Annotated in this window: 10 protein-coding genes; 4 read left to right on the top strand and 6 right to left on the bottom strand. The window is 49.3% G+C overall.

From position 1 onward, the window contains the following. Window positions 1-145: 145 nt before the first annotated feature. The 4 genes from MJ768_RS07220 (at window position 146) to MJ768_RS07235 (ending at window position 6,815) form a co-directional block, all read left to right on the top strand. Window positions 146-2,146, top strand: coding sequence for a site-specific recombinase (locus tag MJ768_RS07220; RefSeq protein WP_239289541.1), 2,001 nt, complete (start codon window positions 146-148; stop codon window positions 2,144-2,146). 148 nt (window positions 2,147-2,294) lie between these two features. Beyond that, window positions 2,295-4,190, top strand: a complete 1,896-nt coding sequence (locus tag MJ768_RS07225; RefSeq protein WP_239289543.1) for a Tar ligand binding domain-containing protein — start codon at window positions 2,295-2,297, stop codon at window positions 4,188-4,190. 15 nt (window positions 4,191-4,205) lie between these two features. After that, a complete protein-coding gene (locus MJ768_RS07230) occupies window positions 4,206-4,619 on the top strand; it encodes a response regulator (RefSeq protein ID WP_239289545.1) in 414 nt (137 codons plus the stop codon). A gap of 54 nt (window positions 4,620-4,673) precedes the next feature. Next, on the top strand, window positions 4,674-6,815 hold the full coding sequence (locus MJ768_RS07235; RefSeq protein WP_239289547.1) for a response regulator: 2,142 nt from the start codon (window positions 4,674-4,676) through the stop codon (window positions 6,813-6,815). 48 nt (window positions 6,816-6,863) lie between these two features. Here MJ768_RS07235 and MJ768_RS07240 read toward each other — a convergent pair whose 3' ends face one another. The 6 genes from MJ768_RS07240 to MJ768_RS07260 all read right to left on the bottom strand — a co-directional run bounded on the left by MJ768_RS07240 (window position 6,864) and on the right by MJ768_RS07260 (window position 11,826). Then, entirely contained in the window at window positions 6,864-7,262 is a 399-nt protein-coding gene (locus MJ768_RS07240) for a hypothetical protein (protein WP_239289549.1), read from the bottom strand. A 222-nt stretch (window positions 7,263-7,484) separates the two neighbouring features. Next, complete coding sequence (gene mutM, locus MJ768_RS07245) at window positions 7,485-8,300, bottom strand: bifunctional DNA-formamidopyrimidine glycosylase/DNA-(apurinic or apyrimidinic site) lyase (RefSeq protein ID WP_239289551.1); 816 nt, start codon at window positions 8,298-8,300, stop codon at window positions 7,485-7,487. Between the two features lie 215 nt (window positions 8,301-8,515). Continuing rightward, complete coding sequence (locus tag MJ768_RS15145) at window positions 8,516-8,650, bottom strand: hypothetical protein (RefSeq protein WP_256449834.1); 135 nt, start codon at window positions 8,648-8,650, stop codon at window positions 8,516-8,518. A gap of 146 nt (window positions 8,651-8,796) precedes the next feature. Further along, complete coding sequence (locus MJ768_RS07250; RefSeq protein WP_239289553.1) at window positions 8,797-10,137, bottom strand: GldG family protein; 1,341 nt, start codon at window positions 10,135-10,137, stop codon at window positions 8,797-8,799. 10 nt (window positions 10,138-10,147) lie between these two features. After that, window positions 10,148-10,891, bottom strand: a complete 744-nt coding sequence (locus tag MJ768_RS07255; RefSeq protein WP_239289555.1) for an ABC transporter permease subunit — start codon at window positions 10,889-10,891, stop codon at window positions 10,148-10,150. Further along, window positions 10,888-11,826 carry an ABC transporter ATP-binding protein gene (locus MJ768_RS07260; protein WP_239289557.1) on the bottom strand — a complete coding sequence of 313 codons (939 nt, stop codon included), beginning with the start codon at window positions 11,824-11,826 and terminating at the stop codon, window positions 10,888-10,890. The genes MJ768_RS07255 and MJ768_RS07260 overlap by 4 nt, the downstream gene beginning before the upstream one ends. Window positions 11,827-11,990: the final 164 nt, after the last annotated feature.

Here is an 11,990-nt window from a genome sequence, read left to right on the forward strand (position 1 = left end):
CTTATTCAAAATAGCTGTGCACCTGCTAATCATTTGACCTTCAACGCATTTCATCTTCAATCGAAAGCTTGCTTGTTGGAGCCAATGCGATAGCCGGACGCTATCGTGCTCACCAATCTACCTACCTTTACCTGGATTGAAACGAATGGAATCTGTACTTAAAAATATTCTTGCAGCACCCGAAGAGACTGACCCAGCCCTGTTGATTGCGCTGGTCGACAGCATTCGGCCGAAGGATCCCAATGTTGGTGAGGTGGCTACGACAAATTTGCGCGCTTTGATCACTTTGCTGAGGATGCACCCTGAATATGCTGCCGCACTGCGGAGGTATGTGTTGACGCTATTTGAGAAGCGTCGCCACAGCCATCTATATGCCGATATCGGCATATTATCTAACGAAGGTTTTTTTACTACAGTCTGGAATCGCATCATTTTTCGTTTATTGCCGGAGGAAACACGCGATGATTATCTGAAGGATATGTTCGGGCTCGTGTTCCATATGCATACCGATTATCTATGGGTCGACCAGATTCCTGATGAAATATGGATTGAATTATTGAAATGCATCGATTTTGATGCTGAGCCATCTCATCCCGGATGGGCAAAAATTCAGGAGGAAATGCTGGATGCAGTCCAGATGTTGTCCTACCGCATTGCGTCCACGGGGCTTGAGCATGAACTGGTGCGTCATTATCCTGATATCGAACGCTTCGAATCTCCTTTTTTAGCGCAGAACGTCGAGGTCTGCGAATATTACCGGGCCTATCATGCACATCTCAAGGGAGCCCCCGCTTTGCCTGACGACACGCATATCCCCGTATTGTTGCAGCAATGCGAAGATGTGCTTGTAAAGGTGCGCAAGCAAGCTGCACAAAATGGTGCGAGCATCAGCCTTACATATCACTTGCAGCGCGTGCATCAGATGATCAAGCGGCTGGAAACTTTGCTGGTATTGCTCGACCCGAACGAAACCACGATGCGCAGTTTGGCTTTGCTGCGTGAATTAGTGCGTGAGGAGAATCGCAAGTACAGCGTGCGTGATGTATTTACTCGCGTTACCGATCTGGTGGCTTTGCAGGTAACAGAGAATGCAGGGAAAACCGGTGAACATTATGCTGCCGCGACGCGCGGCGAGTATTTCAATATGTTGCGCTCATCCATGGGGGCGGGTTTCATAATTGGATTTATGGCGCTGATCAAGATCTGGATTGGCAAGATGATGCTAGCGCCTTTTACCCAGGCTTTTTTCATCAGTATGAATTATGCGTTTGGTTTTTTGCTGATACACGTCATGCATTTTACGGTTGCCACCAAGCAACCAGCAATGACCGCGGCGACGATTGCGGCCACGGTTGATCAGAATGCTGCAATGAACAATAAAGGTAAGGCCCCGCTTGATGGGGTAGTGCAACTCATCGCTATTGTATGGCGCACCCAGATGGTTTCAATTCTTGGCAATGTGATACTCGCGATTCCAACCGGTATGCTAATTGCCGTGCTAGGTTACATGGCCGGTACGCCGGTGATGTCGGAGGAGAAAGCCTGGCATACATTGGACGATATCAATCCCTTCTATAGCTTTGCTCTGGTTCACGCCGCAATTGCCGGCGCCTGTCTTTTTCTTGCCGGGTTGATCTCTGGTTATTACGACAACAAGTGTGCTTACACTCGAATTCCAGCTCGTTTAAAACAACTACACTGGCTGCGCAAATTGTTAGGCGAGCACCGACTTGACCGCTTCGCGGCTTATATCGGAGACAATCTTGGTGCGTTAATGGGTAATTTTACGTTCGGCATCATGCTCGGCAGCATGGGGCTGATAGGCTTCATGCTCGGCCTTCCTTTCATTGATATCCGCCACGTCACGTTTTCGTCAGTCAACTTTGCTTTTGCGCTGGTTGCGCTTGATTTCATGGTGAGTTGGCAGCTGGTAGCAATTTCACTGTTGGGCATTGTGCTGATCGGGATAGTTAATCTTGCGGTGAGCTTCGGCTTGGCTCTTTACGTCGCGATGAAGGCGCGTCAAGTTCGCTTCAATCGTATTGGCGAATTGCTGCTGATGCTGGGGACACGCTTTGTGAGCAACCCACGCGAATTTTTCTTTCCGCCCAGGAGAGAAGCTGCACTAGAAAATTCGGCATCATGAACAAATAGTGGCGGGAATCAGCCACCAATGGAATTGGCATGGATATCACGGGCCGGGCAAGCAAGATTCATATCCCATCCCAGCCAATGGTATAGTTATCCTTGATGATGCACTATGATTAATATCTTGATTATCAACCCAGGTTCATATGTTTAAAAATTTGACCATCAAATCGCGCTTGATTTTCACTCTTTCTTTCTTGGTGGCCTTCCTGCTAGGAATCGAAATGCTTGGATTGTTTGGAATGAGTAAAGCGAACGACGGTCTCAAAACCGTTTATGAGGATCGCGTCATTCCGCTCGGACAACTGGAACATATTGAATCGCTCTTGCACCAAAGCCGTCTCGCCATCGCGGCTGCCTTGGTGACACCTACACCCGAGGTCATTGACAAAAACACTGCAACATTCGAAAAAAACGTCAAAGAGATCACCAAGACCTGGGAAGAGTACATGGCGACCTATCTGACTCCAGAGGAGGAAAAGCTGGCTGGTAAATTTTCCGAGGACCGAAAAAAATTCGTCACTGAGGGTCTAATGCCAGAAGTAGCCGCTTTGCGTACCAACGATATCAAAAAAGCGAATCAAATTGTTGTGGAAAAGGTACGTCCCCTCTATGAATTAGTTAAGGAGGACATCAGCGCACTCATTAATCTTCAAATAGATGTTGCTAAACAGGAGTATAGATACCAACAAGACCGCTACGCGACCATTCGCAATATTTTCATCGCCTTGATAATAATTGTCCTGGCAGTGGCAGTATTGATCAGCGTCGCGTTTACCCGAGCTGTTTTCGGGCCGCTGGAAAAAGCAGTGAAGATTGCTCGTGGCGTTGCCGCAGGCGATTTTACGCAGCAAATCGAAGTTCGGTCGGCGGATGAAATCGGCCAACTGATGCAAGCCCTGAAAGAAATGAACGATAGTCTGGTGAAGATCATCGGTCAGTTGCGCGACAGCGAAACGCATGTCCGCGCCATGCTGAATAACCTGATTGAGGGCATCATTACAATTAACGAATATGGTGCGATTGGAACCTTCAACTCCGCCGCCGAGCGCATATTCGGCTACACCGAGGCCGAAGTAATCGAAAAGAATGTTTCCATGCTCATGCCCTCTCCCTACCACGAAGCGCACGACGGATATCTCGCCCATTACTTGCAGACCGGGGAGAAAAAAATTATTGGTATCGGCCGTGAGGTGGTGGGGCTGCGCAAGGACGGAACAACTTTCCCCATGGAGTTGGCAGTGATCGAAACGCGCCAGGGCGAACGCCGTATATTCACCGGATCTGTACGCGACATTAGCAAGCGTAGACAGGCTGAGGAACAGAAGGCGCGTCTGATACACGAACTGGAAAGTACCCATGAAGAACTAAAAAGCTTTGCTTATGTGGTATCTCATGATCTTAAGGCACCGCTGCGGGCCATCAGCGCATTGGCAGGCTGGCTTTCCCATGATTACTCGGACAAGTTTGATGAAGAGGGCAAAGAGCATATGCGTCTGCTTATTAAAAGGGTATATCGCATGGATAACCTGATTAATGGGATTTTGCAATATTCGCGGGTAGGCCAGGTGAAGGAGAAGATGATTGCGGTGGACCTCGACCAGCTGGTGCGGGAGGTGATTGACCTGCTTTCGCCACCGGCCAATATTGTGGTCACTATTGAAAATACTTTGCCGACCGTCATGGCAGAACCGACCCGCATCGAGCAGGTATTTCAAAACTTGCTCTCCAATGCCATCAAATACATGGACAAACCACAGGGCGAAATTCGCATCGCCTGTAGCTCAGAGGGCAAGCTATGGGAATTTCGCATCACCGACAATGGGCCAGGTATCGAACTACGGCACTTTGAACGAATCTTCCAGCTGTTCCAGACCTTGGTACCGCGAGACAGGGTGGAGGGTACTGGCGTCGGCCTTTCCCTGGTGAAAAAAATTGTGGAAATGTATGGTGGTAAGATATGGTTGGAGTCCAAAGTCGGGGAGGGAAGCACGTTTTTCTTCACGCTACCCAAAACTGTAACAACAGCAAGTTCAAATTAAGGAAAGAGATAGAGTATGAGGATTACCAACAAACCCATTCTCCTGGTGGAAGATGATCAAGTGGACACCATGACAGTTATCCGCGCTTTAAAAGATATTCACGTAACGAATCCGCTGGTACGGCAGGAAAACGGCGAAGATGCTCTGAATTATTTGCGCGATTCTAACAACGAGAAACCATGTATTATCTTGCTTGACCTGAATATGCCTATCATGAACGGCGTCGAGTTTTTGCAGGTATTGAAGCATGATGACCTATTAAAAAGTATCCCGGTGGTTGTGCTGACCACGTCCGAAGAGCAACAGGACAAGGTGAACAGTTTCAACTTGGGAGTGGCCGGCTACATGGCAAAACCCGTGGATTACCGACAGTTCGTTGAAGTGATGCGTTCCATCGATACCTATTGGACCATCAGTGAGATGCCCTGATGTGGACGGACCATAAGAGACATTTTGGAATTTTCACAACATGCTGATTTTCCTATGACAAAACCGCAGATTCGCATACTTGTAATCGACGATGACATGGTGGACCGCTTAGCCTGTCGCCGCGCCCTTGCACAATGCCCGGATTACGAATATGTGCTGACAGAAGCCGAAAGCGGACGAGAGGGGCTGCAGTTTGCGCATGCGCAGAAGCCGGACTGTATTTTGCTCGACTACCACATGCCGGATATGAATGGTTTAGAGTTTTTGAAGGAGCTGGCCGACGAAATAGGTGAGATTCCGGTCCCCGTGATGATGCTGACCGGCGCTGACAGTGCCGCAGTTGCGGTGGAGGCAATGAGGCGTGGCGCACGGGATTACTTGGTCAAGGATGTGGACCGGCAATATCTCAAATTGTTACCTACCGTCATTCAGCGAGTGCTGAACGAACGGCAGATGCTGAAGGAAAAGATACTGACGGAAGACAAACTGCTCCAAGCTGAAGCTAAATATCGCAACTTGGTAGAGCAGATCCCGGCAATCACCTATATCGCAGCGCTAGATGAAACCAATCGAATTCTTTACGTTAGCCCACAAATTAAGGTGCTGGATTTTTCCCCGGAACAATGGCTGGAAACTCCGGGAGTCCATCTCGCCCAGATTCATCCAGAAGACCAGACGCGCGTGCTGTATGAACTGACAAAAAGCCGCGCCACCGGCACTCCCCTGCGTTGCGAATATCGCCTTATTTCCCGCGGCGGGACAGTTTTTTGGTTTCGCGATGAAGCAAGCGTAGTGCGGGATGAGTCGGGACGCTCGCTATTTCTACAGGGCATTCTGTTTGACATCACCGAAAGTAAACAGGTAGAAGCTGAACTGCTGCGACACCGCTGGCTTCTAGAGGAACAGGTGGCAAAGCGCACCGAGGAACTTGCGGAGGCGAATAAACATCTGCGCCAGGACATTGTTGAACGCAAGCGTATTCAAACAGAACTGATAAACGCCAAGGCAGCAGCAGATAAAGCCAATCTTGCGAAATCGAATTTTCTTTCCAGCATGAGCCATGAATTGCGCACCCCGCTTAATGCCATTCTTGGTTTTGCCCAGTTGATAGAAATCGGTTCCCCTGCGCCAACGCCCACCCAGATGGCAAGGCTTAAAGAGATTCTCCATGGAGGATGGTATTTGCTGGAGCTAATAAACGAAATTCTGGATCTCGCGACGATTGAGTCTGGCAATCTCGCACTGTCCCTGGAATCGGTATCTCTGGCTGAGGTCATATCCGAATGCCAAGCCATGATCGAACCTCAGGCACAGCAATATGGCATCCATTTGATCTTTCCCAATTTCGACAACCCTTTGACTGTCAAGGCTGATCGGACCAGGTTAAAGCAGGCTCTGATCAACCTTCTATCCAATGCGATTAAATACAATCGCGAGCAGGGAATGGTAGAGGTGAAGTGCGTCACTGGCTCTTCGGGCTACGTTCGTGTCAGTATTCAGGATACTGGAGCTGGATTGCCCCCAGAAAAATTGACGCAACTTTTCCAGCCATTCAATCGTCTTGGTCAAGAGAATAGTGCCGTCGAAGGGACCGGCATTGGTCTGGCGGTGACCAAGCAATTGATCGAATTGATGGGCGGCTCAATCGGTGTGGAAAGCACCGTCGGCGTGGGTAGCGTATTCTGGTTCGAACTAATCTCGGCTACTGAACCCCAACTTGCACCAGCAGGATGCAACTCTCAAGAGCTTACTGCGAAAACTTATGTCGGCACCCAGCAGCACACCATGCTTTATTTTGAAGATAATCCGATCAGTTTGTCACTAGTCAAGGAGCTCATTGAGGAGGATCGTCCAGATATGCGCTTGCTGGTCGCGGGTAACGGCAATCTCGGTATCGAACTGGCACGTATTCATCTGCCAGATGTGATTCTGATGGATGTCACCTTGCCTGATATCAATGGTATCGAAGCCATGGAGATTCTATTCAAAGATCCGCTAACAGCGCATATTCCTATCGTTGCCCTGAGCGCCGATGCCATGCCTCAAAATATTTTGAAGGGGTTGGAAGCAGGATTTTTCCGCTATATCTGCAAGCCCTTCGAGCTCAGTGAATTTATGCGTGTGATCGACGAGGCACTGGAATTTCGGAAAAGCAGATTAGCCAGCATGAGTAAAATAAAAGAAATTGAGGGCTAATTTCTCAAGTATTTTGTAACGCGAGAAGTCTTGGCTTGGGGTATCGCTTCACTTTAGCATCACCACAAATATCAAGGCAGATAGAGTGATACCCAGTAAAAAACAAACATAGATCAGAATTTTTATTCGAACTCTAAAAACTTCGATTGCATTAACGACGCGTGCATTTTGTTCGGCAAGTGACTTGATTAATTTGGCTGATGAGTTCTGTTCAGAATTCAGTTCTACGATCTTCGCCTGAAGATGACGAACGCGACTGTCCAAAGTTGCAAATCCTTCAGCATCGAAGGAAACAATCGTTGGTGAACTGTCAGCGATAGGCTGGTTGTTTGTTTCAGCTTTTGCCGCAGAAAAAAGGCGCTTTGCGCCTTTAACCATGCCCGGCGCGGCTTCCAACACATCTTTCCATGGTATGACCTTCAGTGCGCTAATCCAACCTATAGCCAAGACATTTCCTCCTGTTTTGTATATGTAACGACACGATCAACTATGCTCTTGAACTGCCTGATAAATACTCCGGTGCAGGTAACTTTTCCAATTTTTATTATAGATAGGAACATATTATTGACCCACAAATCCAAAAAATGTTTCGTGCAATTTTTTTCTCATTCGACGGTCTGAAAGCTGTATTTCGACATAAGAACGCCGGAGCGATAGGAAAGGTATTGATTATTTTTGGCATTGTAGACAATAAAAACTTGATCGCTGTCCTTGCCGAATTTGCTTGATGGTTGTGTCGCATGCACGGCAAGCCTCGGTCCCGCGGCCATACACCCAGTAGTGCTGCTGGAAATAGCCAGGCTTGCCATCGCTGCCTACGAAGTCGCGCAGGCTGCTGCCGCCTAGCGCAATGGCTTCCGTCAACGTTTCTTGTATCGTTTGTACCAATCGCGCGCAGCGCGGTCGACTAAGTTTTGCGGCTGGTAGTTGCGGGCGGATACCGGCGCGGAATAGAGCTTCATTGGCGTAGATGTTGCCGACGCCTACTACTAGATGATGATCCATGATGACCAGCTTGATTGCGGCATTGCGTTTGCGTATCGCACGATAAAGATATTCGGCATTAAATTCATTCTCCAGCGGTTCCACTCCAAGCTTCAGCAACAGCGGATGCTGTGCGGGGTCGCCTTCATGCCACAGCACCGCGCCAAAACGGCGCGGGTCACGTAGCCGCATAAGCATCCCGTTTGCCAGCTTTAAATCGAAGTGATCGTGCTTTTCTGCCGCTATGTCCGCGGACAAAATTCGCAAGCTGCCGGACATGCCGAGGTGGAGGATAAGCGTGCCGCTGTCGCATTTGATTAACAAGTATTTGGCACGGCGATGCAGCGCGTGAATTATCTGGTTATGCAAGATGGTGGCCAATTGCTTGGGGATGGCCCAGCGCAGATGAGATGTGCGAATGACGACGTCCGCGATGCGCTGACCGACCAAATGCGGCTCAAGTCCGCGTAGGGTGGTTTCAACCTCGGGTAGCTCAGGCATAAGATTTTTCTCTGTTTATGGTCATTTCATAAGTACGCATGTTTTACTATTAATCAATTAGTTATTTTAAAGTATCCATACTTATGGTGTTAATAAATATTCGACTATATAACGAAAAAATGGTTACAAATCGGTTACAAATTTAGGCTAAAAGTGATGGCTTAGATAATTCGGCATATTGACGTTGGCACAAGGAAGGTATCGTCCTTGATACTTTATTTTTTGTCAGAACTTCCAGCAACTGCTTTCACACCTGCCGCTGCAACATCGACAGTCGTACCAACCACCGCGGCGCTGACCTTAACGGTTGTTGCAACCACGGTAACCGCAGCATCAGCGACAGTAACCACCGCGCAGCCATTACAGAGAATGCAAATTAGGGCGTGTAGAAGGCAGACACGCATGGGGGGCTTTTGGGCTGAGGTATTGAGCAAGTGCGGTTACAAAATGATTACATTAAATTTTACATTTCTTCACTTGCGGAAAGAGAGCCGGTTTAATTTCTTCTGCGCCACCACAGAATAGCACCCGCCAGCATTAACAGGATAGGCATGGCAATCAGGAAGCTGCTACTGATTATGGTCAGATGGACTTTGCTTAAGGTAATCGCACCATCTTTTACTGCGCGGGGTTGAGTGGTGATGAGCCTCTCTTCGTTGCCTAGCCAGTTCGTTATGTTGACGCCGAGATCAAGATTGCCGCCGTTGCCGGAATAGGCGTTGGCAAGAAACGAGCCACTTCCGATGATAACAATGCGTTGTTCACGATCGTTTATGTGGCGTTGCAAGGCGAGTGCGATGGTTACTGGGCCGGGGATGTCATGGGCTTTGTTGAAGTGTGGTTTACCTTGCGGTATATCGCGGCTAACCCAGCCGCGTGGTGCGACCTCTACCAGCATGGTGCGCTGCCATGCAGCATTTTCCTCCCAGTCAATGGCGCGTGCAAAGGGGAAGACAGTGGTCAAGTTGAAATTTTGCGTGATGGCATGCGGCGGGTAACCCGCGCCCAGCGCCCAGGTCGCGGGAATATTCATTTCTTCTGCTGCTGGATCAATCACGATGCCAGGCGTGAGGATTATGTCCAATTTTTCAGTCAGACGTTCCAGTCCACGCAATGGCTCGGCGTCTACGAGCCACAGCAGGTTACCGCCGCTGGCGATATAGCGCAGTAGTTTATCTATTTCGCCCTGCAACAGATCGATTTGCGGCTGCGTGATGATCAGCATGCTGGCATTGTTTGGCACGTCCTGTGCCAGTGTTAAATTCAGGCTGCTGAGGCGAAAGCCATTTTGTTGCAGCCGCTTGCCGAATTCGCCGAGATCGTGGTTTGCGATGCCTTCCAGATTGCGTTCGCCATGTCCATCAAGATATACAAGTAGTTGATTTTTTTTGTGAGCCATGCGTAACAACACGCTGGTAAGCGCTTGCTCGTTCAACATGGTGAGATGTTCGCGCTTGCCGCCATATTCAACCAGCATCTCGCCATTGGCATGAATATTGACCTTGCGCGCTTCCTCCGGTTGCTTCACCGGGTCGATGAAGGTGAGCGAAATGTCGGGTTTATAGCGCTGATAGAGGGCGACAAAATCACGGGTTAGCCTGTGCATATCGCCCAAGTTGGCATCTTGCCCGGTAACATACATCGTTAGTTTTATTTCACCTTGCAGCTGTTTCAGTACATTTACACTGCTATCTGCCAAACTGTTGCTGGCGTTTTGAGTTATATCCCATTGCGTGGGGTGGTGTGCGGCGAGTTGATACAAAGTTACTATAGCGGCGAGCAGTAGTGCGGTGAAGGCAATGTTTTTAATGAGCAGATTGGGTTGTGGGAATTTCATGCTGGAAGGCTCAGCTATAAATGCGGTTGTTGTGCAGCCGCCGTATCGTTAGCAACAGAAAGGCGGTACAAAACAGCAGGAAGAACATCAGGTCTGTACTATTCAACAGGCCAATATTAAAGCTTTGAAAATGGCTGGTGGGGGCGAGCGCGCGCCAAGTGTTGTCGTTATCCACCGCGCTGACTTCCACCAGCCACAGACCGAAAAATATGGCCAATGCACCGATGGCGGCCACCACTGGTTGCGCGGTGAGCGAGGAAATATACAGTCCCAAAGCGACGTAGCTGGCGGCAAGCAGTACAAGCCCCAGCGCATTGGTGAGAAGAAGGCCTGCGTCGAGTTGCGTGCCTGCGGCCAGCGTTAGCACCATCAACATGCAGCTTGCGATGATGAGCAGCAGAAATAGCATTAGACCGATGAATTTGCCTACCACGATGTGATAATCAGAAACCGGTGCGCTCATTAATAGTGTCAGGGTTTGGTTGCGCCGTTCCTCGGCGATCAAGCGCATGGTAAATATTGGTATCAGCATCATCAAAATCAGCGCGATGGTGCCGAATAATGGAGCCGCCACGGCTAATGTGGCGCCGGGCGCGTTGGCAAGCTGCGCCAGTTGCGACTGTACTTGTAAAAAGGCGTCAAGGCGTGCCAGGAAAAACCAGGCGAAGATAAATTGCAGAGCGCCCAAAATCAGCCAGGTCGAAGGGATGACGAACAGGCTGCGGAATTCCTTGTGCGCAATGGTTAGAATCATAATTTTTCGTCTTGAGTGATTTGCATAAATACATCTTCTAGTCGTGTTCGCAGCGGAACGAGTTGCTCCGCTTGCCAGCCATGTTGTGCGGCGAGCGCGAGCAGAGCAGCGCTTGGGTTTGTGTTGGCTGCATGCAGAATGCGGAACTGTGTGGCGGAAAGCTGGTCTACTTGCTGTACTTCGGCAATGGCTTGCAATACGGAAAGTGCAGGCGGCGCCAGCAGAGTGACGATGAAGCCTGGTTGACTGCCGTATTGCTGCATTTTTGTGCTGCTGTCGCCGTAAATTAGGCGACCGTGATGCATAATTTCGACGCGGTCGCAAATGCTTTCCACTTCGCCCAGCAGATGGGTAGAAAGGATAACGCTGTGCATATTCCCCAGTTCGCGGATCAAGGTGCGGATGTCGCGGATCTGAGATGGGTCAAGGCCAACGGTGGGCTCGTCGAGAATGATTACTTCTGGTTGATGGATGATTGCTTGCGCAATGCCGACACGTTGCTGATAGCCTTTGGATAGTGTCCCGATGATTTTTTTTCCACTGTCCTGTAAGCCGCAACGGCGCTTGGTCTCGGTCAAAGCATCCGCAATCTGCGCACGGGGTACACGATGCAGTTTTGCGGCGAATATAAGGAAATCATTTACGCTCATTTCCCGGTATAGAGGCGGCGTTTCTGGCAAGAATCCGGTTTGCGCCTTGGCATTTTGGGGCTGGCGTGTGAGGTCGAAGCCGCATATCTCAATTTGCCCCGAATGCGGCAGCAGTGCGCCGGTCAGCATTTGTAGCGTAGTACTTTTGCCGGCTCCGTTGTGCCCAAGCAGGCCAAGCACCTCGCCATGCCGAAGTTCTAACGATACGCCATGGATGACCTCGCGTTGACCGAAGCGGCGAATCAGGTTGCGCGCAGATAGGGTGATTGGTGCAGTGACTGACATTTATTGCTGATGCAGATTGTATGGAAAGGTGAATATAACCTAATATGTCGTTGTACATCAAAATGAAATTATTCAATCATGTCGGGCAACAAAATAGGGATGTTTCTAAGAAATTTATAGTTTTATTATATAAAACACGGACATAAAACACGGAAATACTTCGC

The sequence above is a fragment of the Candidatus Nitrotoga sp. 1052 genome (genome assembly GCF_927312905.1).
In the GTDB taxonomy this organism is placed as follows: Bacteria; Pseudomonadota; Gammaproteobacteria; order Burkholderiales; family Gallionellaceae; genus Nitrotoga.